This is a genomic window from Streptococcus infantis ATCC 700779 (assembly GCF_000187465.1).
Taxonomy (GTDB): Bacteria; Bacillota; Bacilli; order Lactobacillales; family Streptococcaceae; genus Streptococcus; species Streptococcus infantis.
The window spans coordinates 1,543,938-1,569,957 of record NZ_GL732439.1 but is presented as its reverse complement, the minus strand read 5'-3'; the positions used below and the strand labels follow the sequence as shown (position 1 = coordinate 1,569,957).

At 41.0% G+C, this 26,020-nt stretch carries 26 protein-coding genes and 1 riboswitch; of the genes, 6 read left to right on the top strand and 20 right to left on the bottom strand.

Annotated elements, in window-relative coordinates; genetic code table 11:
- Positions 1-72: 72 nt before the first annotated feature.
- Positions 73-1,494 (bottom strand): NCS2 family permease, encoded by a 1,422-nt coding sequence (locus HMPREF9423_RS10115; RefSeq protein ID WP_006149223.1) that lies wholly within the window; start codon positions 1,492-1,494, stop codon positions 73-75.
- Between the two features lie 196 nt (positions 1,495-1,690).
- Here HMPREF9423_RS10115 and HMPREF9423_RS10110 point away from each other — a divergent pair, with 196 nt between their 5' ends.
- Entirely contained in the window at positions 1,691-2,503 is an 813-nt protein-coding gene (locus tag HMPREF9423_RS10110; protein WP_006149222.1) for a Cof-type HAD-IIB family hydrolase, read from the top strand.
- Between the two features lie 136 nt (positions 2,504-2,639).
- Here HMPREF9423_RS10110 and HMPREF9423_RS10105 read toward each other — a convergent pair whose 3' ends face one another.
- The 10 genes from HMPREF9423_RS10105 to uvrA all read right to left on the bottom strand — a co-directional run bounded on the left by HMPREF9423_RS10105 (position 2,640) and on the right by uvrA (position 13,941).
- Positions 2,640-3,065 carry an SP_0198 family lipoprotein gene (locus HMPREF9423_RS10105; RefSeq protein WP_006149221.1) on the bottom strand — a complete coding sequence of 142 codons (426 nt, stop codon included), beginning with the start codon at positions 3,063-3,065 and terminating at the stop codon, positions 2,640-2,642.
- 86 nt (positions 3,066-3,151) lie between these two features.
- A complete protein-coding gene (locus tag HMPREF9423_RS10100; RefSeq protein ID WP_006149220.1) occupies positions 3,152-4,402 on the bottom strand; it encodes a bifunctional folylpolyglutamate synthase/dihydrofolate synthase in 1,251 nt (416 codons plus the stop codon).
- 213 nt (positions 4,403-4,615) lie between these two features.
- Positions 4,616-4,921 carry a DUF1292 domain-containing protein gene (locus HMPREF9423_RS10095; RefSeq protein ID WP_000017624.1) on the bottom strand — a complete coding sequence of 102 codons (306 nt, stop codon included), beginning with the start codon at positions 4,919-4,921 and terminating at the stop codon, positions 4,616-4,618.
- Positions 4,922-4,936: 15 nt separating this feature from the next.
- On the bottom strand, positions 4,937-5,356 hold the full coding sequence (ruvX, locus tag HMPREF9423_RS10090; RefSeq protein ID WP_006152930.1) for a Holliday junction resolvase RuvX: 420 nt from the start codon (positions 5,354-5,356) through the stop codon (positions 4,937-4,939).
- A 3-nt stretch (positions 5,357-5,359) separates the two neighbouring features.
- Positions 5,360-5,626, bottom strand: a complete 267-nt coding sequence (locus HMPREF9423_RS10085; protein ID WP_004250500.1) for an IreB family regulatory phosphoprotein — start codon at positions 5,624-5,626, stop codon at positions 5,360-5,362.
- A gap of 97 nt (positions 5,627-5,723) precedes the next feature.
- Entirely contained in the window at positions 5,724-6,296 is a 573-nt protein-coding gene (locus tag HMPREF9423_RS10080) for an SP0191 family lipoprotein (protein WP_006149217.1), read from the bottom strand.
- Positions 6,297-6,356: 60 nt separating this feature from the next.
- A complete protein-coding gene (gene spx, locus HMPREF9423_RS10075; RefSeq protein ID WP_000591164.1) occupies positions 6,357-6,755 on the bottom strand; it encodes a transcriptional regulator Spx in 399 nt (132 codons plus the stop codon).
- A gap of 135 nt (positions 6,756-6,890) precedes the next feature.
- Positions 6,891-9,551 carry a magnesium-translocating P-type ATPase gene (mgtA, locus tag HMPREF9423_RS10070; protein WP_006149216.1) on the bottom strand — a complete coding sequence of 887 codons (2,661 nt, stop codon included), beginning with the start codon at positions 9,549-9,551 and terminating at the stop codon, positions 6,891-6,893.
- Positions 9,552-9,849: 298 nt separating this feature from the next.
- A riboswitch (M-box (ykoK) riboswitch) is annotated at positions 9,850-10,003 on the bottom strand.
- A 52-nt stretch (positions 10,004-10,055) separates the two neighbouring features.
- Complete coding sequence (locus tag HMPREF9423_RS10065; protein ID WP_006149215.1) at positions 10,056-11,117, bottom strand: M24 family metallopeptidase; 1,062 nt, start codon at positions 11,115-11,117, stop codon at positions 10,056-10,058.
- The gene (gene uvrA, locus HMPREF9423_RS10060) at positions 11,110-13,941 is read right to left on the bottom strand and encodes an excinuclease ABC subunit UvrA (protein WP_006155796.1); all 2,832 of its coding nucleotides are present in this window, start codon (positions 13,939-13,941) and stop codon (positions 11,110-11,112) included. The genes HMPREF9423_RS10065 and uvrA overlap by 8 nt, the downstream gene beginning before the upstream one ends.
- Positions 13,942-14,083: 142 nt before the next feature.
- On the opposite strand from uvrA, the gene HMPREF9423_RS10055 reads away from it, so the two are divergent.
- From HMPREF9423_RS10055 to HMPREF9423_RS10045, 3 genes are all read left to right on the top strand, one after another.
- Positions 14,084-15,028 (top strand): magnesium transporter CorA family protein, encoded by a 945-nt coding sequence (locus tag HMPREF9423_RS10055; protein ID WP_006149213.1) that lies wholly within the window; start codon positions 14,084-14,086, stop codon positions 15,026-15,028.
- An 11-nt stretch (positions 15,029-15,039) separates the two neighbouring features.
- Positions 15,040-15,714, top strand: coding sequence for a DUF1129 domain-containing protein (locus HMPREF9423_RS10050; RefSeq protein WP_006155798.1), 675 nt, complete (start codon positions 15,040-15,042; stop codon positions 15,712-15,714).
- A gap of 200 nt (positions 15,715-15,914) precedes the next feature.
- The gene (locus HMPREF9423_RS10045) at positions 15,915-16,178 is read left to right on the top strand and encodes a SemiSWEET family transporter (protein ID WP_006149211.1); all 264 of its coding nucleotides are present in this window, start codon (positions 15,915-15,917) and stop codon (positions 16,176-16,178) included.
- Between the two features lie 63 nt (positions 16,179-16,241).
- On the opposite strand, the gene HMPREF9423_RS10040 is transcribed toward HMPREF9423_RS10045, so the two are convergent.
- The 4 genes from HMPREF9423_RS10040 to mutL form a co-directional block, all read right to left on the bottom strand.
- Complete coding sequence (locus tag HMPREF9423_RS10040) at positions 16,242-16,919, bottom strand: CPBP family intramembrane glutamic endopeptidase (RefSeq protein WP_006149210.1); 678 nt, start codon at positions 16,917-16,919, stop codon at positions 16,242-16,244.
- Positions 16,916-17,479, bottom strand: coding sequence for a DNA-3-methyladenine glycosylase I (locus HMPREF9423_RS10035; RefSeq protein WP_006149209.1), 564 nt, complete (start codon positions 17,477-17,479; stop codon positions 16,916-16,918). Before HMPREF9423_RS10035 ends, HMPREF9423_RS10040 begins: the two co-directional genes overlap by 4 nt.
- Before the next feature lie 9 nt (positions 17,480-17,488).
- The gene (gene ruvA / locus HMPREF9423_RS10030; RefSeq protein WP_006149208.1) at positions 17,489-18,082 is read right to left on the bottom strand and encodes a Holliday junction branch migration protein RuvA; all 594 of its coding nucleotides are present in this window, start codon (positions 18,080-18,082) and stop codon (positions 17,489-17,491) included.
- Between the two features lie 121 nt (positions 18,083-18,203).
- On the bottom strand, positions 18,204-20,153 hold the full coding sequence (mutL, locus tag HMPREF9423_RS10025) for a DNA mismatch repair endonuclease MutL (protein ID WP_006149207.1): 1,950 nt from the start codon (positions 20,151-20,153) through the stop codon (positions 18,204-18,206).
- A 289-nt stretch (positions 20,154-20,442) separates the two neighbouring features.
- Between mutL and tyrS the strand changes: the two genes are divergently transcribed.
- Together tyrS and HMPREF9423_RS10015 are read left to right on the top strand one after the other, a co-directional pair.
- Positions 20,443-21,699, top strand: a complete 1,257-nt coding sequence (tyrS, locus tag HMPREF9423_RS10020) for a tyrosine--tRNA ligase (protein ID WP_006149206.1) — start codon at positions 20,443-20,445, stop codon at positions 21,697-21,699.
- A gap of 53 nt (positions 21,700-21,752) precedes the next feature.
- On the top strand, positions 21,753-22,601 hold the full coding sequence (locus tag HMPREF9423_RS10015; RefSeq protein ID WP_006149205.1) for a putative RNA methyltransferase: 849 nt from the start codon (positions 21,753-21,755) through the stop codon (positions 22,599-22,601).
- Positions 22,602-22,717: 116 nt separating this feature from the next.
- Here the strand turns inward: HMPREF9423_RS10015 and HMPREF9423_RS10010 are convergent, their stop codons facing one another.
- The 5 genes from HMPREF9423_RS10010 to HMPREF9423_RS09990 all read right to left on the bottom strand — a co-directional run.
- Positions 22,718-23,107 (bottom strand): hypothetical protein, encoded by a 390-nt coding sequence (locus tag HMPREF9423_RS10010; protein ID WP_006149204.1) that lies wholly within the window; start codon positions 23,105-23,107, stop codon positions 22,718-22,720.
- Positions 23,108-23,116: 9 nt separating this feature from the next.
- Complete coding sequence (locus HMPREF9423_RS10005; RefSeq protein WP_006149203.1) at positions 23,117-23,521, bottom strand: hypothetical protein; 405 nt, start codon at positions 23,519-23,521, stop codon at positions 23,117-23,119.
- Complete coding sequence (locus tag HMPREF9423_RS10000; protein WP_006149202.1) at positions 23,514-24,737, bottom strand: Tle-like phospholipase domain-containing protein; 1,224 nt, start codon at positions 24,735-24,737, stop codon at positions 23,514-23,516. The genes HMPREF9423_RS10005 and HMPREF9423_RS10000 overlap by 8 nt, the downstream gene beginning before the upstream one ends.
- Positions 24,724-25,428, bottom strand: coding sequence for a hypothetical protein (locus HMPREF9423_RS09995; RefSeq protein WP_006149201.1), 705 nt, complete (start codon positions 25,426-25,428; stop codon positions 24,724-24,726). The genes HMPREF9423_RS10000 and HMPREF9423_RS09995 overlap by 14 nt, the downstream gene beginning before the upstream one ends.
- A gap of 110 nt (positions 25,429-25,538) precedes the next feature.
- Positions 25,539-26,020, bottom strand: a 482-nt coding sequence (locus HMPREF9423_RS09990) for a hypothetical protein (RefSeq protein ID WP_006149200.1), incomplete at its 5' end; no start/stop codon positions are given.

Below are 26,020 nucleotides of genomic sequence, written 5' to 3'. Positions count from 1 at the left end.
AAGTTTTCTTTTGCGACATTTCTAGTAATAAAAAAAGAGGAGTTTCCTCCTTCTTTTTTAAAGTTTTTGTCTTTAGTTTAGAGCCATGCTAATGTAGTTCAAGATGAACAGAGCGTCTAAAATCCAAATCATGACATGCACTTCCTTAACTTGACCTTTAACAATCTTCGCTAAAGTGTAAGTTAGGAAACCAACGGCAATCCCTTGTGTAATGGAGTAACTGAATCCCATAAAGATAGATGTGAAGAAGGCTGGAATAGCTTCTGACATATCATCCCAAGGAATGTTTTTCAAGTTAGAGAGCATCATAATTCCGACGATAATCAAAATTGGTGCTGTCGCAGCTGAAGGTACAATAGCTAGAAGTGGGCTAAAGAAGCTTGATAGAGCAAAACAGATAGCAACAACTAAGGCTGTCAATCCAGTACGTCCACCAGCACCGATCCCTGCTGCTGACTCAATATAAGTTGTAACGTTTGAAGTACCTGCAATGGCACCAACTGATGTCGCCACCAAGTCAGAATATAGAGCCTTATCCAATTTAGCTGACTCATTGTTTTCACCGCTTGATGCGATGATCCCAACTTTTTCACCTGTACCGATAAGAGTACCAATTGTATCAAAAATATCAGTCAATGAGAAGGCAAGAATGGCCATCAAGGTTTCAGGTAAACGTGAAGTATTTGAAATCAGAGAACCCAAACCTTCTGAACCAAGGGCTGCACCAAATAAAGTTCCTAGGTCGTTAACTGCTGCTGAAAGATTGTTGCTAGCAAAATCGATTCCTGACAAATTAACAAGACCAACCGCAATCGCAAGGACTGTAGTTGTCAAAATAGAAAGAATGATCCCACCTTTAATACCTTTGACAACAAAGAAGATTGTAATGGCAAGACCTGCAATAGCTACCAATACTGCTGGAGTATTGAAATCTACCAATCCTGGAACAGCTGCTGCATTTGCAGTAATCGCTGCTTGAGCCTTATCCGCTCCTTCACCTGCTACAGTATAAGTCCCTGGGTCAATTGAGAATTTCAGGAGACCAGCATTCTTAATACCAACATAGGCAAGGAAAACACCAATACCAGCTGAAATTGCTGAACGAAGAGTTGTAGGAATAGACTCAATGATCATTTTACGAACATTGGTTAATGTGATAATCAGAGAAATGATCCCACAGATGAAGACCATCCCAAGAGCTTCTTTCCAAGTATAGCCCATTCCGAATACAACCGTAAATGTAAAGAAAGCATTAAGTCCCATACCTGGAGCTTGTGCGTATGGCAAGTTAGCATAGAAAGCCATCATCAAAGTTCCTACTACAGAACCGATGATTGTTGCCAAGAATACACCCTGAACAGGCATTCCTGTTTGCGAAAGCATTTGAGGGTTTACAAAGAGAATATAACTCATTGCAAAGAAAGTTGTTAAACCAGCAAGCACCTCTGTACGGACATCTGTCCCGTGCTCTTTTAGTTTAAATAATTTGTCCATTTTTAATCTCCTTTGTCATTTTACGAACAATATGACTATTATATCATCAATCATTCACATTTTCAAGCTGTTTTTCCTATTTTTAAAAATTCTTAGAGGATATAATTCTTCTCATTTTTGCTTATAGTCAGCTTTTCTTTCAGCTTTTTGATATAATAGGAAACATCTTATCTGAAACTAAATTCGGGAGGATTTTATGACTAAAAAAATGATTGCCGTGGACTTAGACGGTACCTTACTTAATGGAGAAAGCAAACTCTCTGACTTTACAAAAGAAACCATTAAAAAAATTTCTAAGAAAGGCCACCATGTGGTTATCGCAACCGGTCGCCCATATCGTATGGCCAAAGATTTTTATGACCAACTTGAACTTGAGACTCCTATGATTAATTTCAACGGTTCGCTCACTCACCTACCTGGTAGGACTTGGAAACATGAAAAATGCCTTACTGTGGACAAAAAATATCTCTTGGATATCGTAAAACGAAAAGAGGATATCGAAGCAGACTTTATCGCAGGTGAATACCGTAAAAAGTTTTACATTACAGCCCCGGACAAGGAAATTGCAGATCCTAAATTGTTTGGTGTTGAAAACTTTCGCCCTGAAAATCAATTCAAGCCTGACTTAGTGACTAAGGGGCCTAACTGTATTTTATTACAAACTAGGGCAGACGATAAATATGCACTAGCAGAAGAGATGACTAGCTTTTACAAGCATCAGCTTAATATCAATACTTGGGGCGGTCCCTTGAACATTCTCGAATGTACTCCAAAAGGTGTTCACAAGGCCTTTGCCCTTGAATACCTTCTAAATGTCATGAATATAGACAGACAGAACCTGATTGCCTTTGGTGACGAACACAATGACCAAGAAATGCTCTCCTTTGCAGGTAGAGGATATGCCATGAAAAATGCTAATCCCGCTCTACTTTCTTTCGCAGACGAGCAATTACCACTAACCAACGAAGAAGACGGAGTCGCTCACTTTTTACAAGAGCAGTTCCTTTAATAAAAACTATCCCTCCATACTTTTTTGGTAGAAAATAGCTACCTTAATCGTATGGATTTTTTTTTTGCCAAAAATCGATTAAAGAAAAAAGGACCCGAATCCGTGTTAACGAGATTCAAATCCTTACAAAAGATATCTATTTTTTTAGAATGATACGATCAGAAATTTCGCGACCCATATCATCAATAATAACTTGATTGCCATCAGCTACATAAACCTTGATATCATCTCCAATAAAGACTCTCTGACTTTCTGGTTCGAAGGTGACCTTTTTAATCTCCTGATCGCCATCAGGTTCTACTTCTGTCCATGTTCCAGTATTACCAGTAACTACGAGAGTAATGCTATCTCCCTCATCTTGCCCTTTATAGGTCCCATCAATGTTCGTTACTGAGCTAGCCGTAGAACTAGAAACAGTCGTTTCCACTTGCTGAGCAGTCGTTACTTCCGTACTAGTACTTGCTTGAGTTGAAGGAGTTGCTTGCTCTTTTGGCGAACATGCAACTAAGAGACTAAGACTTGCCAAAGAAGCAAGAGAAAGTGTGAATTTTTTTAGTGACATGATGGCTCCTTTCTTTTAGTGGCTTAAAATCAGAATAACCCTGCTGAGCCACCACACCTTTACTATAACAAATAAAGATAGGAGGGTCAATCAAATGAATCTAGGGCCATGAGACAAGCTCGAACCTCAGATATAAAATAGAGAGAGCCTGTCACAAATAGCAAGTCTTTCTCTTGTGCAGAAGCTTCAAAATTATCTATAAAATCTCGATAGGAAGCAATGCTTGTATAATCTCCAAAGTCTTGTTCTTCCATGGAACCCTGATAGTCAAAACTCGTAACATAGAGAGCTACATCAGGTAAATGCTCTGTTAAATAAGTAAGCATTCCACTATAATCTTTTCGCTTTAGGGCACCAAATAGGATGTGAGGCTGATACCCTTGCTGGATTTTTTCTTGGATAAACTCAACTAAACGCTCTAGAGCTGGTAAATTGTGAGCCCCATCCAAATAGATGTGCTCAGTGACAGCTTCTAGCCTTCCAGCCCATTTAGTAGCTTGCAAGGCAGCACATACTGCTTCTTGATCTACTTTCTCGTTTCTTTGTACCATAAATAGTAGAAAAGCCTGCAAGGCAAGAGCTGCATTTTCCTCCTGATATGCTCCCTCCAGTCCCAATATTAGGTGGTTAAAGTCAGCTAGAGAAGAAGAAAAATGTCCATTTTTGAAAGAAAAATCTTTATTAGCTTGGTAGAGACTTACACCCAAATTAGTAGCAGTTTTTTGACAAACGAGTTGGGCTTCCGGTGCTAAATTTGCAATCACAGCTGATTTTCCGGGCTTAAAAATTCCTGCTTTCTGCTCTGCAATTGATACCAGACTATCGCCCAAGGTCTCCTGGTGATCGAGGCCGATTGATGTGATGATTGCAATTTCTCCTGTCACGACATTGGTAGTATCAAGGAGTCCACCTATCCCAACTTCCAGTAGGACCAAATCTACTTTTTGCTCTTTAAAATAAAGCAAAGCAATCAAGGTCAGCAACTCAAAAAAAGATAGCTGATCGTGGGTTTCTAAAAGTCTTTGCTCCATTGCTTTGACTTGATCTGCTAAACGAATGAAATCTGTGTCCGATATAGGCTCACCATTAATACAGATACGGTCATGGATGCTGACAATGTGGGGCGAAGTAAAGGTTCCAACCTTCTTGCCATGGGAAATAAAAAGTTCCCTCATAAAGGCAATCGTTGATCCTTTTCCATTAGTTCCCGTCACATGGATGATTGGATAGATTTGCTCAGGATTCCCCAGCAAATCTACCGCTCTTTGCATCCGTCCTAAACCTGATCTGAAATTCAAGCCAATTCGAGTATGAAGCCATTTTTCTACTTTAATCATGCTTATCTCCTTAACAAAAAAGCGAAGATTCTCTTCGCTTTTTACTCATTTTGCTAGATACTAGCTAAATTTTATTTTTAGCGTCAGGCTAAAAACGTCCACTGGACGTTCCAACTCTTTCTAGTTTCTAGGAGTTGGGCTAAAAACATCCCCCGAACTTACCAGTTCTCTCTTATTTCGAGGAACTGGGCTGATACAGTCTCCCAGACTGTATCACTCCTCCATAAAGCTGTTGAAGACTTCTTCAATCATGTTCCATTCATCTTCTGAATCTTCAGGGATTGGTTGCAATTCACCTTCAGTTCCATCTTCATTTTCGATGAATGAGTATGCTTGGATTTCAACTTCACCGTTTTCATCTTCTTCTGCGTTAACTGGTACAAGAAGAACATAGTTTTTACCAAATTCTTCTTTTCCGTCAATAGTCAAAAGGATTTCAAATAAAGTTTCGTTTCCTTGCTCATCTACAAGTGTAATAAGTTCACGTTCTTCGTGATCGTGGTTGTGATCGTGTGACATAGTTTCTCCTCTGTCTTAAAATTTTCTATCTAAATAATTTTGCAAAATCAACTGAGCTGCCAATTTATCAATAACTTTTTTACGCTTATTGCGACTAATATCTGCTTGCTCAATCAACATGCGCTCAGCAGCAACCGTGGTTAGGCGCTCATCCTGGTACTCTACTGGCAAACCAAAGAGTTCTTCCAGTTTTGCTCCATAGGCTTGACTCGCTTCCACCCGAGGTCCACTGGTATTGTTCATATTTTTAGGTAAACCAACAACAAAGCGCTCTACCTTATAGGTGTCAACCAATTCCTTGAGTCGTTCAAAGCCGAACTCTCCTTGATCTTCATTGATTTGGATGATTTCGAGCCCTTGTGCTGTAAACCCTAACGGATCGCTAATCGCTACTCCTACTGTTTTGGAACCAACGTCCAACCCCATAATTCTCATTAGTTATAGATCGACTCCTTGTCCCTTAAGGTAGTAGCGGACCAATTCTTCAACAATCTCGTCGCGTTCGTATTTACGGATTTGATTTCTTGCGTTATTGTAACGAGGAACGTAAGCTGGGTCTCCACTGAGAACATAGCCCACAATTTGGTTAATAGGGTTATACCCCTTCTCATTCAATGAAGCATAGACTTCTGTCAATGTTTCACTAATTTCTTTTTTATTGGAATCATCCAATTTAAAACGTACGGTTTCTTCAGTAAATCCCATTCTAACACCCTCTTTCCTTAGAATAGTACTATTATAGCACATTCACAGCCATTCTACAAATGACACAGCCTGATTTTGCTGATTTTCTGTGACTTCCTTACTGGACAGTCGCGCCACTTGCAACTCGATTTTCAATATATTCTTCTGGTTCGTTTTTTAGTAGATTTTCTAATCCCACATTTTTTAAATATTCGCTTTCGCTTGCCTTTTTAACGTCTAGAACTTGAAAATCATAACTTGTTTTTGTTTCAATCTCGGTTTCACTTAAAAGATTGGTTTCAATGTTAAATCCAGGAATTTTCCGTGCTTCTTGGACCGATTCATCCTTGTCTTCTCCTTCTTTCAAGGCCTTTTTTGCTTCCTCTAATCCATGCTCTGCAATAAAGTTCTTGAGGTCTTCTGAAACTTGTCGTTTTTGCTGAATCGTTAAGGTCAAGAACTGTTTGCCCTTATAGGTAATGGTCTGGGTTTGTTGAACCCCATTTTCGTCAGCAGGTAGAACAAGCGTCTTTGTTACAACTGTATTGTTATTGGCATTTTCTAGAACAGGCAAAGTTGATTGAAGAGCTTCTGTCGTTGTATCTTTAGAAGGTTCCGCAGACTCTTTTTTCTGTCCACAGCCAGCTAGCAAAAATAGGAGCGCAACTGTACCGATAACTATCTTCTTCATATTTATTTTTCCTTATTGATCTATCAAATAAGGCTAGGAGTCACTCCCAGCCTTTATGTTTTATAGTGCTGCACGTAAACGTGCTTCTGCATTTTCTACATTGCGGACAGAGCGTGGCAAGAAGGCACGAATGTCATCTTCTTTATAGCCAACTTGTAAACGTTTCTCGTCAACAAGAATTGGACTTTTTAGGATGCGTGGTGTTTCCATGATTAAATTAAGCACTTCATTGACACTCAAATCTTCGATATCAACTCCGAGAGCTTTAGCGTAGCGATTCTTTGATGATACAATGCTCGCAATTCCATTGTCTGTTTTTGTTAGAATATCTAATAATTCTTCTCTAGAAATCCCCTCTTTACCGAGGTTTTGTTCTTTATAACTTAACTGGTGGGCATTGAGCCAGGTCTTAGCTTTTTTACAGCTAGTACAACTTGAGACTGTATAAATTTTGATCATGTACCTACCCCTTTCGCTACATGTTACTATCAGTTTATTCTATTATACCATAAAAAACATCCGACTTGCGACCTATTTTTAAAAAAATTTAACTTTTTCCCCAGTTTTCTATCTTTTTTCTTGACAAAAACCGAACTATAACCATTCTTTATACTTCTTAATGTAAAATTTCTTAATAACTGTAACGCTAAACATATACAAGAAAATAATACAGATTAAGAACAAGAAGTAAGGAAGCCCTAAGGGTGCTAGACGAAGGATATTTACTAGCGGTCCATAAGGTAGACTTGTTACGAAAAAGGCTGCAACCAAGGTTGTCAAAATCACAAGCCAAGCTGGTCTGCTTTGTACAAAAGGAACTTTTGCCGTACGAAGCATATGGATAACCATTGTTTGAGACCACATAGATTCAATGAACCATCCTGTTTGGAACAAGATAATAAACTGAAGGGCAGATTCTGACCCATGAACATAATGATAGCCTGTCACCAAAGGAACAATAATAAAGTAGAGGAAAATAAAGGTCAAAATGTCAAAGACAGATGAGATTGGACCCATCCAAACCATAAATCTAGTAATAGATTTTGCTTCCCATGTATGGGGTTGTTTTAGGAAGTCTTGATCCACATTATCAAACGGCAATGCCACACAAGATAAATCGTAGACTAGGTTTAGGACAATGAGATGAACAGGAGCCATTGGTAAAAATGGCAAGAAGATACTTGCAACCAATAGTGAGAAGATATTCCCAAAGTTTGAACTAACTGTCATCTTAATATATTTGGTCATGTTGGCGTAGACCTTCCGGCCTTCAACGATACCTGTTTCAAGAACCATGAGATCCTTGTCCAGCAAAATAACATCAGCTGTTTCCTTGGCGATATCTACTGCTGTATCAACGGAAATCCCAACATCTGCCACCTTCATAGATGGGGCATCATTAATACCGTCACCCATATAACCAACGACATGACCATTTTTCTTCAATTGTAGAATAATTCGAGCTTTTTGGTCAGGTGACAATTTAGCAAAGACTGTTACTTTTTCAACCACTTCTGCCAATTCTTGGTCTGTCATTTGATCAATGTCAGCACCTAAGAGCATATGCTCAACGTCCAATCCAACCTTTTCACAGATGGCTTGGGTTACTTTCTCGTTATCTCCAGTTAAAATTTTTGTTTTGACACCATGCTCAAGTAGAGCTTGAATAGCGGGTGCTGCAGATGGTTTTGGTGGATCCAAAAAGGCAAGGTAACCTGTAAGGATCATGTCACTTTCATCAGTCACAGCATAGGCATAATCTTCACGTAGACCTGACTTGTAACCAACACCTAATACACGTAAACCTTGACGGTTTAATTGACCAACTTCTGCCAGTACTTCTTGGCGAATACCTTCCGTAATAGGGATTATTTCTCCACGATATTCCACATGTGTCGAAATGGTCAACATTTCTTCCAAGGCGCCTTTGGTCACCATACTAACAACATTGCTATCATCTTTGACGATAACACTCATGCGTCTACGTTCAAAATCAAATGGAAGCTCGTCGATTTTTTGGAAACTGGTATCGAGATTTTGTAGGATAGCGTGTTCCTTGGCTTCTTTTTCAGTTCTACTGATGATGGCACGGTCCATCAAGTTTTTCAAACCTGTTTGAAAATGTGAATTTAGATAAGCTCTTCTTAAGACTGCCATATCCAAATCACCATGGATATCCAAAGGGTATTCTAAGACAATCTCATCTTGCGTAAGAGTTCCAGTTTTATCTGTACATAGGATATCGATGGCTCCTAAGTCTTGGATAGCATTGAGTTTTTTGATGACTACCTTTTCCTTGGCCATGATAATGGAACCTTTTGCTAAGCTAGCTGTGATAATCATCGGAAGCATTTCTGGTGTAAGGCCGACACCGACGCTCAAGGCAAAAACTCCCGCTTCTAGCCAATCTCCATCGGTTAAACCATTTGCAAAAAACACAATCGGGACCATGACAAGCATCAAGCGGATCAAGAGCCAGGAAATGCTGTTCATTTCACGTTCAAAAGAAGTTGGCTCATCATAAGTATTAAGAGTTTGCTCAATAGCTCCCATCATGGTGTCATCCCCAACTGCTAGGACCATAGCTGTAGCACTTCCTGAGATAACGTTTGTCCCCATGAATGCCAAAGATTCTGCTTCTAAGAGGCTATCTACATTTTGACCAGTGGCTTTATTTAAAGCTAGCTTTTCAACTGCATCACTTTCTCCAGTCAAACCTGACTGTTGAACAAAAAAGTCGCGGGATTCAAATAAGATAACATCTGCTGGAATCATGTCTCCCGCACTCAATTTCACGAGGTCTCCCACAACCAACTCATCGATTGGCAACTCTTGTTCAAGACCATCGCGAATAACAGTTGCAGTGTTGACAATCATTTTTGAAAGGTTGGTTGTTGCCTTATCGCTCCTCAACTCTTGGACAAAACGGATGCCTCCTGAAATCAAAACCAAGACAACGATGATAATAGAGGTCGTAGGGTCCTCTTGGCCAGGTTTGGCAAGCCAAACGTTTGTAACGAGGGAAATAAAGGCAATCACAAGCAAAATGATTGTGAAAGGATTGATAATGGACTCATAAATCTTTTTAAAGATGGAATCCTCTTGACCCTTGGTAATGGTGTTTTCACCATATAGGTCACGGTTTTCTTCAACTTGTTCTTGGTCTAAGCCTTTTAGACTTGTATGGTAAAAAGCTAGACTATCTTTTAATGGAGTTTGAATAGCTACTGCTAGTCTTTCTTTTGTAGTTTTCATTGGTTTCTCCTATCTGTATGAATGGTGATTTCATACTCAATGAAAATCAAAGAGCAAACTAGGAAACTAGCCACAGGCTGTACTTGAGTACGGCAAGGCGACGTTGACGTGGTTTGAATTTGATTTTCGAAGAGTATCATACACAGAGACCAATCACTTTATAGGGACAGAACGACACAAATCAGCGATTGGCTGTGTATGTGCGGTTCTGGATGATCGTCAATTTGCATCGTTTGTCTCCTTTCTTTGTTTTAAAACAGCAGAAAATCCTGCCATAAAATGGCAGGACTAAAAAACTTATGATCTGTTTTCGTTCAAGCTTTAACTCCATAGGGCAATGTAATGAGCTTAGTCTTGACCTTCGCGACCAGGACTGTTGACCAACGAGTAGTGTCTCCACTGCTTTGCGGTAGTCATCCGTATCCCTATGGTAGCCTCACCTACCGTTTTCGCCTTTCAGTATAAACCTTTAACTAATAAAAGTCAACGATTTATCTCATTTTCTTAGATCACAATCAATTCTTTTGGAGCAAGGGTTAATAATTCGCAACCTGTCTCTGTGATTAAGATATCATCTTCAATACGAACCCCGTATTTACCTTCGATATAAATGCCTGGTTCATCAGTCAAGACCATACCAGTTTTGATAACTTCTTTGGAAGTTTGGCTAAAGTATGGTTCTTCGTGGATATCAAGTCCGATACCGTGTCCGATACCGTGTGTAAAGTATTCTCCATAGCCTGCTTCCACAATGATATCACGAGGGATTTTGTCAAAGTCACGGAAACCTAAGCCAGCCTTAGCTTGGTCAATCAATGCTTGGTTAGCCTTCAAAACAGTGTTGTAGATTTCTGCTTGTTCGTCGCTAACATGGCCTAGGTAGATGGTACGAGTCATATCACTCACATAGTGATCATAAAGGCACCCAAAGTCCATAGTGATAGCTTCGCCTAGCTCTACTGGCTTGTGCATTGGGTGAGCATGGGGTTTAGAAGAGTTGATACCGCTCGCTAAGATTGTGTCAAAAGACAAACCTGCCGCTCCCAGCTCACGCATACGGAAATCAAGGAAGTTGGCAATTTCAATTTCAGTCTTCCCTGGCTTAATAAAGTCAAGGGCATCGTGGAAAGCTTGGTCAGAAATGGAACAAGCCTTACGAATAGTCGCAATCTCTGTTTCATCCTTAATCATGCGAAGCGCTTCAACAAACTGTGTCTGAGGAATTAATTCCAAACCTTCAAAAGCGGCTTGCATGCGGTGGTAATAAGAAACCGAGATTTCATCTTCAAACCCGATACGAGAAAGACCCGTATCTTTTGTAATTTTTGCAATAGTAGCCAACTCGTCACGTTCTGCAAAAATCTCAAAACCAGTTACTTCTTGCTTAGCAGCGATAATATAGCGGGCATCTGTCACCAAGACCTGACGGTCACGACTGATAAAGACCGTACCATTTGAACCCCAAAATCCTGTCAAATAGTAGACATTTTTAAGGTTATTGATAATGATTCCATCTAGTTCTTTTTCTTGCATTTTATCGAGAAATGCTTGCACACGTTTATTCATGATGTAACTTTCCTTTCAAATACTGTCCTGTATAGCTAGCTTCATTAGCAGCTACTTCTTCTGGAGTTCCTGTTGCAATGATGGTACCACCACCAACACCGCCTTCTGGACCTAAATCGATGATATGGTCCGCTGTTTTGATGACATCTAGATTGTGCTCAATCACGAGAACTGTATTACCATCATCTACAAAGCGAGACAAGACCTTCAGTAGACGCGCGATATCCTCGGTATGAAGACCAGTTGTCGGTTCATCTAGAATGTAGAAGGATTTACCGGTCGAGCGTTTATGGAGCTCACTAGCCAGCTTCATACGTTGAGCCTCTCCGCCAGAAAGTGTCGTAGCTGGTTGTCCCAAGGTCACATAGCCTAGACCAACATCTTTGATAGTCTGGAGTTTGCGTTGAATTTTTGGAATGTGTTTGAAAAATTCCACCGCATCGTTGACGGTCATATCCAAGACTTGCGAGATATTCTTTTCCTTATAATGAACTTCTAGGGTCTCACTGTTGTAGCGGGTTCCGTGGCAGACTTCACAAGCTACGTATACGTCTGGCAAGAAGTGCATCTCAATCTTGATAATCCCGTCACCTGAGCAGGCCTCACAGCGACCACCCTTGACATTGAAACTGAAGCGACCCTTTTTGTAGCCTCGAATCTTGGCTTCATTTGTCTGAGCAAAGAGGTCTCGAATGTCATCAAAGACACCTGTATAGGTTGCAGGATTGGACCTTGGTGTTCTTCCAATAGGACTCTGATCAATATCAATCAGACGATCGATATGCTCAATCCCTGAGATAGCCTTAAACTTTCCAGGTTTGTCTGAATTGCGATTGAGTTTTTGAGCAATGGCTTTTTTGAGAATGCTGTTAATAAGTGTCGACTTCCCTGAGCCAGAGACCCCTGTGACCGCGATAAATTTTCCTAGTGGGAAACGAGCAGTGATATTTTGTAGGTTGTTTTCACGCGCTCCAGTCACCTCAATAAAGCGACCGTTTCCAACGCGGCGTTCTGACGGCACTGGAATGGCACGTTTTCCTGATAGATACTGTCCTGTGATGGATTTACTGTTGCGAGCCACCTGCTTAGGCGTTCCTGCTGCTACAATCTCTCCACCAAAGACCCCTGCACCAGAGCCAACGTCAATCAAATAATCAGCCTCTCGCATGGTGTCTTCATCGTGTTCTACCACGATTAAGGTGTTCCCCAAGTCACGCATCTTTTTGAGACTGGCAATCAGGCGGTCATTGTCCCTCTGGTGAAGACCGATAGACGGCTCATCTAAGATATAGAGGACTCCTGAGAGATTGGAACCAATCTGGGTTGCCAAGCGAATACGTTGGCTCTCCCCACCTGATAAAGTCCCCGCTGAACGAGAAAGGGTCAGATAGTTGAGTCCGACATTATTGAGGAAGGTCAAGCGGTCCTTTATTTCCTTAAGAATCGGACGAGCGATGATAGCTTCATTTTCAGATAGGCTTAGTTGATCAATAACCTCCAAATGGTCTGCGATAGAGAGGTCTGAAACTTCTCCGATATGGAGTCCTTTTTCTCCTCCTACTCGAACAGATAAGGCCTGGTCATTGAGACGATATCCGTGACAAGTACCACAGGTTAGCTCATTCATATAAAGACGCATTTGTGTGCGAGTATAGTCGCTATTGGTTTCATGATAGCGTCGCTTGATATTCCCTATAACACCTTCAAAAGGAATGTCGATGTCGCGAACTCCACCGAATTCATTTTCATAGTGGAAATGGAATTCCTTACCATCTGAACCATAGAAAATGAGATGTTTCTCCTCCTCAGACAAGTCCTCAAAAGGAGTATCCATATCCACTCCAAAGGCTGTCATAGCTTGTTCCAGCATATTTGGATAATAGTTAGAAGAGATAGGATTCCAAGGTGCTAAGGCTCCCTCACGAAGGGTCTTGCTAGCATCTGGTACGACTAAGTCCGTATCAACCTCTAGCTTGATCCCCAAACCATCACACTCACTACAAGAACCAAACGGAGCATTGAAGGAGAAAAGACGAGGTTCTAGTTCTGGAACTGTAAAACCACAGACTGGGCAGGCATAGTGTTCTGAAAAGAGCATCTCCGAATCATCCATGGTATCGATAACTACATAACCTTCAGCAATACGAAGGGCTGCTTCGATGGAATCAAAGAGACGACTACGGATACCTTCCTTGATGATAATACGATCTACCACCACATCGATGGTGTGTTGTTTATTCTTTTCAAGTTCAGGAACTTCGGTCACATCGTAGACAACTCCATCGACACGGACACGGACGTAACCATCCTTTTGAATCTTTTCAATCAGCGTCTTATGTTGCCCTTTTTTCTTACGAATAACAGGAGCCAAAATCTGCAGACGCTGGCGCTCTGGCAACTCCAAAACCTTGTCGACAATCTGCTCTACAGACGAAGCCTTGATAGCCCCATGCCCATTGATACAATAGGGTGTTCCTACACGAGCATAGAGGAGACGTAGATAATCGTTGATTTCCGTCGTTGTCCCAACCGTTGAGCGAGGGTTTTTACTAGTCGTTTTCTGGTCAATAGAAATGGCAGGGCTGAGACCATCAATAGAGTCTACATCTGGTTTCTCCATATTCCCTAAGAACTGACGAGCGTAGGCTGATAGACTCTCTACGTAGCGGCGTTGCCCCTCTGCATAAAGGGTATCAAAGGCAAGACTGGACTTGCCCGAACCTGACAGCCCCGTCACCACAACTAGCTTGTCACGTGGAATTTCCACGTCAATATTTTTTAAATTATGGGCGCGTGCCCCATGGATGACAATCTTATCTTGCATGTTACTTCTTTCTAGTCCATTGTTGCTTTCCATTATACCAAAAAAAGTGAAATTCTATTACCAAAAAAGCCGATTTTGTAGTATAATAGTACGGTGCTAAAAATCACTTAAACACAGAATAGATTAGGAAAGGATAGGGGATATGAAACAAGTCTTTCTCTCAACAACAACAGAATTTAAAGAGATCGATACGCTCCAGCCGGGCACTTGGATCAATCTCGTCAATCCTACCCAAAGCGAATCGATGGAAATTGCTTCTGCCTTTGATATTGATATCGCGGACCTCCGTGCACCACTCGATGCGGAAGAAATGTCTCGTATCACGATTGAAGATGAATACACTCTGATCATCGTGGACGTTCCCATTACTGAAGAGAGAAATAATCGCACCTACTATGTGACCATCCCCTTAGGGATTATCATCACAGAAGAGGCCATTATTACCACTTGTTTGGAACCTCTACCGCTTCTAGATATCTTCATCAACCGTAGACTTCGGAATTTCTACACCTTTATGCGTTCTCGCTTTATCTTCCAAATCCTCTACCGCAACGCCGAAATATACCTAACAGCCCTTCGTTCGATTGAACGTAAGAGTGACCAAATTGAAAGCCAACTTCACAAATCTACTCGAAACGAAGAATTGATTGAACTCATGGAGTTGGAAAAGACTATCGTCTACTTTAAAGCCTCTCTTAAGACAAATGAGCGCGTGATTAAAAAGCTGACTAGCGCTACTAGTAATATTAAGAAATACCTTGAGGACGAAGACCTGCTAGAAGATACCTTGATTGAAACCCAACAGGCCATCGAGATGGCAGATATTTATGGAAATATCTTGCACTCAATGACAGATACCTTTGCATCAATCATTTCAAACAACCAGAATAATATCATGAAAACCTTGGCCCTTGTGACCATCGTTATGTCTATCCCAACCATGATCTTCTCGGCTTACGGTATGAACTTTAAAGACAATGAAATCCCTCTAAACGGGGAACCAAACGCTTTCTGGCTCATCGTCTTCATCGCCTTCGCTCTGAGTGTTTCTCTCACTCTCTATCTCATCCATAAAAAATGGTTCTAACAGGAGTTATTATGTCACAGATTGATTTAAAAGAATTAACAAAGAAAAACCAGGAATTTATCCATATTGCTACCCAGCAATTTCTAAAGGATGGAAAAACAGATGCTGAAATCAAGGCTATCCTTGAAGAAGTCATTCCCCACATCCTTGAGGAACAGCCAAAGGGAGTAACTGCTCGTTCAATCTATGGAGCGCCAACTCACTGGGCTCACAGCTTTACTAAACAAGAAGAGTATGAGAAAGAGCATCCTAAGGAAAATGAAGATCCAAAACTCATGATCATGGATTCAGCCCTTTTCATCACAGGTTTATTTGGTATCGTAAGTGGTCTGATGAGTCTTTTCACTAACCAACCTGTAGCCTACGGTGTAGTGACCCTCATCAGTGTTGGAGCCTTTGGTGGAGTTGCTTTTTACCTTCTCTACCACTTCATCTACCGCTACTATAGTCCAGATGTTGACCGTAGCCAACGCCCTCCATTCTGGAAATCACTCTTGGTCATGCTAGCAACCATGTTTGCTTGGGTCATCATCCTATTCTTCAGTAACTTCATTCCAGCCTCTATCAACGTCAGTCTACCTCCTCTTGTTTTGATGGTTATCGGAGGAGTTCTCCTTGCCCTACGTTTCTACCTCAAAAAACGTTTCAACATCAAGAGCGCAAGTGCTGGACCTGCTAGATATTAAGATAAACAATAAAAGTAGTGTGTTTTACAGACAGACTACTTTTATTATGGCTCCAAAGCTTTTTTTTATTCTCCAAAGAAAAGTAGCTACATTTTCTAAAAACGTTCTAATGTAAAGTCTTTCCTTAGAATCCCGAGGTTTTGTCCTTGAATCCAAGTTGTTTTTCTGTTATACTAATAAAGTAATAAGGAGAAATATATATGACTAAACAGAGAATTAATCAAGTTGTTGGTTCAATTGGTGCCTTTATCGGGATTATTGTATTTATAGCCTACATCCCTCAAATTTTTGCCAATTTACAAGGAAACAAAGCTCAACCATTCCAACCTTTATCAGCAGCAGTCTCTTGCTTAATCTGGGTCATTTATGGATGGACAAAAGAGCCTAAGAAAGACTGGATTCTAATCATTCCAAACTCAGCCGGGGTTGTCCTTGGAGGACTAACCTTCCTTACTGCTCTATAAGAATACAACTAATATAAAAAGAAAAAGCAACCACATCGAGCGGTTGCTTTTTTATGTATAAAATTAAGACAAGGCTAAAATGATGAAGGAGAGGCTATTCCCTAACATGTGAACAAATAGGGGATAGTAAATATTCTCCTTTTCTTTCACATAAATAATAGAAAAGGCAAGGCCACCACCTAGGTATCCGACTGCACCAATCCACTCTGATAAACTTACATTATGCATATGAGTCAGAGCAAAGACAAGTCCTACCAGAAAAATGCTTAGCCAAGTTGACAGTTTTTTCTGCAGGTGATGCAATAAGAGTTGACGGAAAAAGAGTTCTTCTACTATAGGTCCTATGATGCAGGCGAAAACGGCTATCAGTAGTGGTTGCTCTTGAAAGGTACTTTGAATATTCGACTGATTTAGACCTTGTCCGTCTAGCGCCAAAAACTGCCTCAACATTCCTGATATAAAGTCAAAGGCAACCGTCATCAGAATGATAAAGAGCCAGCCTGTTAAGACGCCAAAGAAGAATTTTCTTTTAGTCTTTCTAATCTCATTCCATTGTTGAATCAATCTATCCTTGAACAAGAAAGAGCCATATAGAGCTAATACTACATAGAGTAGATATTGTAGATAATTCTCAATGGCAGATGGCGTCACAGAAGCCAGCAATTTATCACCATCAAACACAAAGAGAACTGTATAGAGAATTACAAAAATCAGAATTCCCTTATTTTTGTTAGACATCATTTAAGACCTTTCCATTCACAATCATTCTCGTGGTCATCAACCAAACCTGCAGCTTGTAGAAATGACAAAACTGCAACAGGACCCGTAAACTTAAAGCCTCGTTTGTTGAGATCCTTAGACAATGTCTCAGACAAGGTTGTTCTGGCTGGTGCTTGAGCATAGTCAGGTACATCATTCACAATCGTCTTCCCACCGACAAAAGACCAAAGATAGGCATCAAAAGAACCATATTCATTCTGAACTTGTAGAAAGGCCTGAGCGTTGGCCCGCGTCGCAAATATCTTGGCACGATTGCGGATGATGGCTGGATTATCCATTAAAGCTTCCAATTCGGTGTCAGTCATCTCTGCGACTGCTTGAATTTGATAGCCATAAAAGGCTTCTCGGAAAGCTTGTCGTTTGTTGAGCACCGTTTCCCAGGATAGGCCCGCCTGATAAATCTCCATGCAGAGCAACTCAAAAAGGGCTTGGTCGTCATGGAGAGGTTGACCCCATTCCTCATCGTGGTAGGCTACATATAGAGGGTTGTTCATTTTAACCCAGCCACAGCGTTTTGGCATAGAGTTCTCCTATTTCACCAACATCTTAAGGGCAGATTTGATGTAGTTTTCAGCAGTATCTGAAGTTCCTTCAAAGAATTTCTTGATTTTCTTAAGCTCAGTTGCCTTGTAGCCCAGTGCCAACATGGCTTCCATAGCTTCTTCCAGTTCTTGGTTGTCACTGCTAGATGGAGCTGCAGTCTTAGCAGGGAGGTCATCGCCTGCCACAACCACCTTACCTTCTAGATCCAACACCATCTGTTGGGCTGTTTTCTTCCCGATTTTAGGGAATTTAGTCAAGTAGGTGATGTTCTTGGTCTCAATAGCTTGAACGAGGCCAGCATTGTCATCAGCTGCGATGATGGCAAGAGCGGAAACAGGACCAATACCTGACACAGAGATCAAGCTGAGAAAGAGCTTTTTCTCGTCTTCTGAACGAAAACCGTAAAGCAAATGAGCATCTTCACGAACGACTTGATGCACATAGATTTGCGCTTCTTGGTTGACTTGCCCTGAGTAGGCATAAGGGTTAGCTACATGCAGAATGTAGCCGATACCGTTAGCTTCTAGGACGATGTATTTAGCAGTAATTTTGGTAATAATACCCTTTAGATATTCGTACATAGTATTCCCTTCAATTTATACTCAATGAAAATCAAAGAATAAACTAGGAAGCTAACCGTAGGCATAACTTAAGTTAGACAAGGTAAGGCTGACGCAGTTTGAATTTGATTTTCGAAAAGTATTAGTATTTTCCTAGCTCTCGTAGGCTTGTGTGATTTTCCTGAATGCGACGGAACATCTTTTCCATGTCCGACTTGGTAAAGTGAACCAAAACAGGACGTCCGTGTGGACAGTTATAGGGGTTGTCACATTGAGAGAGTTGGTATAGAAGTTGTCTAGCCGAGTGGTCATCAATACGATGGTTAGCCTTGATGGACCGCTTGCAGGACATCATAATGGCTAGCTCTGCTCGGTATTTCTTGATCGAAACTTCCTTGGTCAAGAGGAGCATATCGCACATCTCATAGATTCCAGACTCGATTTCCTCCTCTGCCATCCAAATGGGATGTTCGCGCAAGATAAATTGATTCTCCCCGTACTCTGCTAGAAAGACGCCTACTTCCTCTAAGAGAGGCATTCTTTCCTTGAGACGAAGGGCATCATCCGCAGGAAATTCAAAGATATAGGGCACTAGGAGTTGCTGCTGGCTCTGGTCAACATTGCCAATGCTCTCACGGTACTCCTCATACTTAACCCGTTCCTGAGCCGCGTGCTGATCTATGATGTAGAGCCCATCTCGACCTTGTGCAAAGAGATAAGTCCCGTGCATCTGACCAAAAAATTCCAACTCTGGGAAGCTTGAAGATTCTTCCCGCTCCAACTTGTCATAAGCCTTATCCAGACTAGCCAGGTCTAACTCTGGATGGTCTAGTTGGTCATAGTTAGCAGTCTTTCTCTCTGCAAAATGGAGTTTGGCTGGTTTGGTCATCTGGTCCAAGGTTTCCTTGGCAAACAGATTCAAATCCTGTCTTTCTTCCGTCAGATTCACCTGATGGTCTGCCACCTCAGCTTGTGTCGGTCTGTTCGGTTCATTTTTTTCATAATAGAGCGTATTTTCTCTCAGTGGCAAAGTCGTTTGCTCTACTTTTTCACGATTGCGAACCGTAGATTTGGCCAGATTTTCCAAGGCATCTGGAATCAAGGTCTGTTCCTTGAGACTCTTTGCGATAGCTTCTGAAACCAGCGCCATCAGTTCTCTTTCCTTGGAAATTCGCACCTCTTGCTTGGTCGGGTGCACATTGACATCTGCTAAGTAAGGGTCAATCTGGATATGAATCACAGCCAGTGGAAAACGCCCCACCATAAGCTTGCTACCGTATCCATCTAAAATGGCACGATTGAGCAGGAAGTTTTTGATATAACGGCCATTGATGAAGAGACTGATATAGTTACGATTAGCCCGTGTCAATTCCGGCAAGGAGACAAAACCAGAAATTTCAAAATCTAGGTCAGCATTCTCAATTTCAACCATCTTTTTGGCACTGGCTAAACCATAAATTCCAGCAATGGCTTGACGCAGTTGACCCGTACCAGCTGTTCGTGTCATTTCCTTGCCATCGCTAATCAGGCTAAAAGAAATCTCCGGATGGGCTAGTCCCAGACGATTGACAATGTCAATGATATGAGACAACTCTGCCTGCTGGCTCTTCATATACTTGAGACGAGCCGGTGTATTGAAAAAGAGGTCTTCCACACAAACCTTAGTCCCCACAGGACTGGTCGCTGGAATGATTTCCTCAACTTGACCCCCACGAGCCACTAACTTTGTCCCGTGACTTGCACCATCCACCGCTGTCAAAAGAGTCAAAACACTGACAGAAGCAATAGAAGGCAGAGCTTCACCACGAAAACCGAGGGTCCGAATCCGAAAAAGATCCGCTTGACTCTTAATCTTACTGGTCGCATGACGACGGAGGGCTAACTTGACTTCATCGTGGGCAATCCCGTGACCATTATCTGTTATTTGGATTTTCTTTAGACCAGCTTCTTCAATCTCAACGATAATCTGGCTTGAGCCTGCATCAATGGCATTTTCAACCAACTCTTTCACAACACTAGCAGGACGCTCGATAACTTCTCCTGCTGCAATCTGGTTGGCCAATACTTCTGGCAATTCAATAATATGAGACATTTTTCAGCCCCTTTCTTAACTGTTTTTATCTATTTCTCTGAAAATAATACTCTTCAAAAATCAAATTCAAACCACGTCAGTCTCGCCTTGCCGTACTCGAGTACAGCCTTCGGCTAGCTTCCTAGTTTGCTCTTTGATTTTCATTGAGTATAAGCTAGTGCTATTATACCATATTTCACTCGTTTCCAAAAAAGTCCAAGCAGCAACTTTCTTCCCGATTTTACTAGGTTATTTGCCAAGTTTGTGGTAAAATAGGTAGAAACAATATTTTAAAAAGGAGAAAAGACACATGCACATTTTTGATGAGCTAAAAGAGCGTGGTTTGATTTTTCAAACGACTGATGAAGAAGCTTTGCGTAAAGCCCTAGAAGAAGGTCAAGTTTCTTATTATACTGGCTACGATCCAACTGCTGACAGCCTTCACCTAGGTCACCTTGTCGCAATCTTGACAAGTCGTCGCTTGCAGTTAGCAGGTCACAAACCATATGCGCTCGTTGGCGGTGCTACAGGTCTCATCGGAGATCCGTCCTTCAAAGATGCTGAACGTAGTCTCCAAACAAAAGACACAGTGGATGGCTGGGTCAAGTCTATCCAAGGACAACTTTCTCGCTTTCTTGATTTTGAAAATGGTGAAAATAAAGCTGTCATGGTCAACAACTACGACTGGTTTGGCAGCATCAGCTTCATTGACTTCCTCCGTGATATCGGAAAATACTTCACTGTCAACTACATGATGAGCAAGGAGTCTGTGAAGAAACGTATTGAAACAGGGATTTCTTACACTGAGTTTGCCTACCAAATCATGCAAGGTTACGACTTCTTTGTCCTTAACCAAGATCACAATGTTACCCTGCAAATCGGTGGATCTGACCAATGGGGAAACATGACAGCTGGTACTGAGTTGATGCGCCGTAAGGCAGACAAAACTGGTCATGTAATTACTGTTCCACTGATTACAGACGCAACCGGTAAGAAATTTGGTAAATCAGAAGGAAACGCAGTTTGGCTCAACCCTGAAAAGACTTCTCCATACGAAATGTACCAATTCTGGATGAACGTTATGGACGCTGACGCTGTTCGTTTCTTGAAAATCTTTACTTTCTTGTCATTAGACGAGATTGAAGACATCCGTAAACAATTCGAAGCAGCACCACACGAACGCTTGGCTCAAAAAGTCCTCGCTCGTGAAGTTGTGACTCTTGTCCACGGAGAAGAAGCCTACAAAGAAGCCCTTAACATCACTGAACAACTCTTTGCAGGAAATATCAAAAACCTTTCTGTCAAAGAACTCAAACAAGGACTTCGTGGCGTACCAAACTATCAAGTACAAGCAGACGAAAATCACAACATCGTTGAACTTCTTGTATCTTCTGGCGTGGTTAACTCAAAACGCCAAGCCCGTGAAGATGTCCAAAATGGAGCTATCTACGTCAACGGCGACCGTATCCAAGACCTTGACTATGTCTTGAGTGACACAGATAAGTTAGAGAACGAACTAACTGTTATCCGACGTGGTAAGAAAAAATACTTCGTCCTTACATATTAAAAAACAGACTGGAGGCATTTGCTATCCAGTCCTTTTTTTGCTAGACTAAAACTATGAATACAAACCTCAAACCCAAACTCCAGCGCTTTGCTACCGCTAGTGCCTTTTCCTGCCCCATCTGCCAAGAAAATCTGACCTTGATAGAGTCTAGTCTCAAGTGTGATCATCGCCATTCTTTTGACCTAGCAAAATTCGGCTATGTCAATCTAGCTCCGCAAATCAAACAATCGGCCAACTACGATAAAGAAAACTTTCAAAATCGCCAGCAAATCCTAGAAGCTGGCTTTTATCAGGCTATCTTAGAAGGCATCTCGGACCTACTAGCGACTAAATCATCTGCAAAAACTGTCTTGGACATCGGTTGTGGCGAAGGCTTCTACTCTCGCAAACTCCAAGAAAGTCACTCTGATAAGACCTTCTATGCCTTTGACATTTCAAAAGACTCGGTCCAAATCGCTGCTAAAAGTGAACCTAACTGGGCGGTCAATTGGTTCGTTGGCGACCTGGCTCGTCTTCCTATAAATGATACCAGCATGGATATCCTGCTTGATATCTTTTCGCCTGCCAACTACGGTGAATTTCGCCGCGTTTTATCTCAAAACGGTATCTTAATTAAGGTCGTTCCTACCAAAAATCACCTTAAAGAAATCCGCAAAACCGTACAGGAGCAGCTGACAAAGAAGGACTATTCCAACCAAGATATCAAGGAACATTTCCAGGAACATTTCAGCATCCAATCTAGTCAGATAGCTTCCCTGACCAAGCCTATCACCGCAGAGCAAAGACAGGCCTTACTCAGCATGACACCCCTCCTCTTTCATGTCGACCAAAGTAAGATTGACTGGACTCAGTTGACTGAGATTACTATCGAAGCAGAGATTCTTGTTGGGAAAGCACTGTAAATAAATTTTTGAGATACTACAAAGCCCGCACCTCTTCTTGAGATGCGGGTTTCATTGTTTAAAAAGGCAACTGAAAATGAGTTCCAAAAAAGCGAGCCAGCCTTTGCTACCTCACTTTAAACCAATTTTTCCCACTTGAGATTTTCTTTACTAACGGTATCTTGAATAGCGTTTGAAAACTCTCCTTTTATCTCTGCATCAATTTGATTATTAACAAAATTAATCTCTTTCTTTGTCTTTGTACCTATTTCCTTCACTTCTTTATCAAAGCTTTCAATGATTCGATCTCTAGCTCGGGTTTTAGCTGGCACATACAAGGTTCTTATGATGTTTTTTTCTAATTCCTTCTCAATTTTACTATAAGCTTCAAAAGAGCGTAACTGATCTATTCCCCAGTCGTAAGCCCCGTGCATTACATCTTCTACTAGTCTCACACTTGGAATATGCTCCCTAGCAAAATTATTGATACCAGAAGATACAGTCCCGACATCTTCAAATAATCCCATTTTTTTCTCCTACTTTTCATCTACCTGACATGCTTTTAGTTCACTAGAAAGTTGCTCAATGACTTCCTCTTGTTTTCGATACTTTCTCTTATAGCTATCTTCTAAATCGGCATATTTTCTTTCCAGCTCACGTCGCCGAGTTCTATACTCCCCTTCACTCACCATCCTGTACCGATTTATGGTTTCCACCGTAGCCTTAAGCATGTCCTCAGTGGCATCCGGCATTTTTGCATAAGCTGCCAACACAAGGGAATGTTTTTCATCAAATTTTTGATTTAATCCCTTATGAAAATCATGCAAAAAGCTCCACTTGGTATCCAAATCATCCTTTGACTGTCGGTATTGATCGCCAATCTGATAGAGTTCTTCTTGGGCATCCACTAACTTAGCCCTAATCTCACTCCACTTATCCATGAGCAATTAATCCTTGTAATTCTTTATCTTTCTGAACAGTTTGTTCAATTCCTGCTTTTATTTTTGTCTCCAAATTTGTAAATGAAGTTGCTACTGTCTTCGCGGTCTTTTTAACAGTTCGACAATGACTATCTACCGCTTCAACAATAGTTCCATAGTTGATATTACATTCATTGTAAGTCTCTCTGACTTCATCTGAGGATAGGAGAAAACCGAATGGTACATCTCCGAGGCTATTATACACGGTCAGAGCCTTATCGACTGCACTCGTCCCTTTGGCATCAATCAAATCAACCGCCGCACTGGAAGTGGTTGACAATCCGCTAGCAACAACCAGCGCCTGCTCTGAGTCTAGTGCGATGAGTTCAGCTTTGGACAAGCCATTTGGAGAAGCCGTTCCGATATCATTGACCTTAAAGCGATCTTTCTTGCTCTGCACACGTTTTAGGCCTTGATCCGTATTTCTTTTCATGTTGTCCATCGCAATCGAATACTTGATATCATCAGCAACTGCCCGCAAATCATACATCATGTGACCACCTGAACGGGGGATAACATACTCTTTACCGACATATACTCCACCAACCCGATCAGAGATATTATTCAGTGGATCTTGCTGTGTCGTAATTCGTGTGATGTTTCCTGTAAAACTAGCCTTGTCTCTATCTATCGCTGCTATATTTTTTGCAGAAAAAATGCTCAGGCCAGCAGGGATATAGAGAGGCGCCGCATTGTAGACAATGGTTTCCGGAGCATTGTATTTGAGAGCGACTCGCTGAGCGACATTCCCTCCCAAGGAGTGACCGGTCAGGATAACATCTTCTGGATTTAAACCGTTCTCTTTAAGAACATTTTCGTAAAACTGATAAGCTGAATCATAATGATGGCCCATCCCAAAGGCAATACTAACACCATCGGTCTTGATCACGTCATTGTAAAAGTCACTATTAGGGTTGGTTCCTGTATAGGCAATGATCGTTTTTCCACTTGTCTTATCTCTAAAGGCAACCCCACTCGTCCCTGTATCAGGATCACGAAAGCTGGATAAATACTGGAAATTATCGGGTTTGATCTTATTTTCAGTTTTATCATACTCTTTAATTACATCATCATCAGTTGCTCCCTTAATTCTTGCTTTTTCAAACTCATAAGATAAATCTGAAGCGTCAAGTGTTGGATTCGTCCCATCTAGTACTGTCGGATCATCGTACGCCATTTGTTTTACCTCCACTGATAATCTCCGCATGAGAGTTATGTCCATCTTTAATCTCAAAAGTATAACTGTATGCCTTATTTTCAACAGTTCCAGACATGATATAAAAAATCATTTTTAATTCTTTATCCTGCTCCACTCTCATATAGTTATTTACTATTGGTTCTGTGATTGTGTAGTCAATATCTGCGCTCCCTGTTTCAACACTATAACCTTTTCCTCCCATTTTTAATCTTGATAAGATGTCTTTATTAATCGTGAATTCTTGGAGTAATAGTTTAGGATTCCTTATCATTACATTTGCCTGAGAATCCATCAATTGAATCATTCCATCTTTATAAACTACTCCACCTTCATATACTTTTTCTACAGTCGGAGCCTTTGTTCCATTCGATGTTATCTTCTCACTAACAATAGTTCCTATTATCTTTTTAGTTTCCCCATCTCCTCTCAATTTCACAGATTGGAACAGATAGCCCTCTCCTTCTTTATAATCATAAAGATCATCACTTTGAATCCGAAATCCATCCGGAAACTTTTCAAACAAGTCTTCCAGATTCTCCGTTGGGTAGACCTTGCTTAATTCCGCAGCCTTCCCCTCGATAAATCTTCGGCTACTTTTTAGACTACATCCAGCTAACACCATTATTCCTACTCCTCCTACTAACATCAGCATTGCAATTTTTTTAAACATGAACTGCTCCTCTCTCAGGACTTAAAATCATTACTCTATTATATCAGTTTTTGAACGCGGTTTCAATCTAGGCAACTATCCCAAAACATCTCCATCGGATTCGTTCACGACTAATCTCCCTCTAATTTTCCAACAATACCTTCTGAATGATAGAGCCTATCTTTTCTAAAAACGATGGAGTAACCGTAATTCTTTCCTGAGACCGTTGGTTCAAAAATATTGATGTCCATATTAAGTTGGGCATCATTTTCTAAACCTAAATAATCATTTACTTGTTCATTTTTGAGCTTATAGGTGATACTGGCAGAACCGGTCTCAAAGCTATATCCTTTAAGAGCTACTTCTAGTCTTTTTAAACTAGACCTTGAAATAGAAAATTCCTGCATTAAAAGTCGTGAGTGTTTTAAATCACCCTTTTCTTTATTTTTAGAAGAATTTCCTTCCGATAAATGAAGACTGCCATCTTTGTAGTAGACATTTCCTTTATATAATGTTTCTTCTTCAATTTTCCCATCTGAATTCTCGAATGAGCTTTCTTTGATAATTTCTCCTTTTATTTCTTTGGTCTCAGAAATGCCATTTAAAACTAGTT

Coding starts and splice junctions, on each gene's coding strand:
- HMPREF9423_RS10115 (WP_006149223.1), bottom strand. CDS start 1,494: ATGGACAAATTATTTAAACTAAAAGAGCACGGGACAGATGTCCGTACA.
- HMPREF9423_RS10110 (WP_006149222.1), top strand. CDS start 1,691: ATGACTAAAAAAATGATTGCCGTGGACTTAGACGGTACCTTACTTAAT.
- HMPREF9423_RS10105 (WP_006149221.1), bottom strand. CDS start 3,065: ATGTCACTAAAAAAATTCACACTTTCTCTTGCTTCTTTGGCAAGTCTT.
- HMPREF9423_RS10100 (WP_006149220.1), bottom strand. CDS start 4,402: ATGATTAAAGTAGAAAAATGGCTTCATACTCGAATTGGCTTGAATTTC.
- HMPREF9423_RS10095 (WP_000017624.1), bottom strand. CDS start 4,921: ATGTCACACGATCACAACCACGATCACGAAGAACGTGAACTTATTACA.
- ruvX (WP_006152930.1), bottom strand. CDS start 5,356: ATGAGAATTATGGGGTTGGACGTTGGTTCCAAAACAGTAGGAGTAGCG.
- HMPREF9423_RS10085 (WP_004250500.1), bottom strand. CDS start 5,626: ATGGGATTTACTGAAGAAACCGTACGTTTTAAATTGGATGATTCCAAT.
- HMPREF9423_RS10080 (WP_006149217.1), bottom strand. CDS start 6,296: ATGAAGAAGATAGTTATCGGTACAGTTGCGCTCCTATTTTTGCTAGCT.
- spx (WP_000591164.1), bottom strand. CDS start 6,755: ATGATCAAAATTTATACAGTCTCAAGTTGTACTAGCTGTAAAAAAGCT.
- mgtA (WP_006149216.1), bottom strand. CDS start 9,551: ATGAAAACTACAAAAGAAAGACTAGCAGTAGCTATTCAAACTCCATTA.
- HMPREF9423_RS10065 (WP_006149215.1), bottom strand. CDS start 11,117: ATGAATAAACGTGTGCAAGCATTTCTCGATAAAATGCAAGAAAAAGAA.
- uvrA (WP_006155796.1), bottom strand. CDS start 13,941: ATGCAAGATAAGATTGTCATCCATGGGGCACGCGCCCATAATTTAAAA.
- HMPREF9423_RS10055 (WP_006149213.1), top strand. CDS start 14,084: ATGAAACAAGTCTTTCTCTCAACAACAACAGAATTTAAAGAGATCGAT.
- HMPREF9423_RS10050 (WP_006155798.1), top strand. CDS start 15,040: ATGTCACAGATTGATTTAAAAGAATTAACAAAGAAAAACCAGGAATTT.
- HMPREF9423_RS10045 (WP_006149211.1), top strand. CDS start 15,915: ATGACTAAACAGAGAATTAATCAAGTTGTTGGTTCAATTGGTGCCTTT.
- HMPREF9423_RS10040 (WP_006149210.1), bottom strand. CDS start 16,919: ATGATGTCTAACAAAAATAAGGGAATTCTGATTTTTGTAATTCTCTAT.
- HMPREF9423_RS10035 (WP_006149209.1), bottom strand. CDS start 17,479: ATGCCAAAACGCTGTGGCTGGGTTAAAATGAACAACCCTCTATATGTA.
- ruvA (WP_006149208.1), bottom strand. CDS start 18,082: ATGTACGAATATCTAAAGGGTATTATTACCAAAATTACTGCTAAATAC.
- mutL (WP_006149207.1), bottom strand. CDS start 20,153: ATGTCTCATATTATTGAATTGCCAGAAGTATTGGCCAACCAGATTGCA.
- tyrS (WP_006149206.1), top strand. CDS start 20,443: ATGCACATTTTTGATGAGCTAAAAGAGCGTGGTTTGATTTTTCAAACG.
- HMPREF9423_RS10015 (WP_006149205.1), top strand. CDS start 21,753: ATGAATACAAACCTCAAACCCAAACTCCAGCGCTTTGCTACCGCTAGT.
- HMPREF9423_RS10010 (WP_006149204.1), bottom strand. CDS start 23,107: ATGGGATTATTTGAAGATGTCGGGACTGTATCTTCTGGTATCAATAAT.
- HMPREF9423_RS10005 (WP_006149203.1), bottom strand. CDS start 23,521: ATGGATAAGTGGAGTGAGATTAGGGCTAAGTTAGTGGATGCCCAAGAA.
- HMPREF9423_RS10000 (WP_006149202.1), bottom strand. CDS start 24,737: ATGGCGTACGATGATCCGACAGTACTAGATGGGACGAATCCAACACTT.
- HMPREF9423_RS09995 (WP_006149201.1), bottom strand. CDS start 25,428: ATGTTTAAAAAAATTGCAATGCTGATGTTAGTAGGAGGAGTAGGAATA.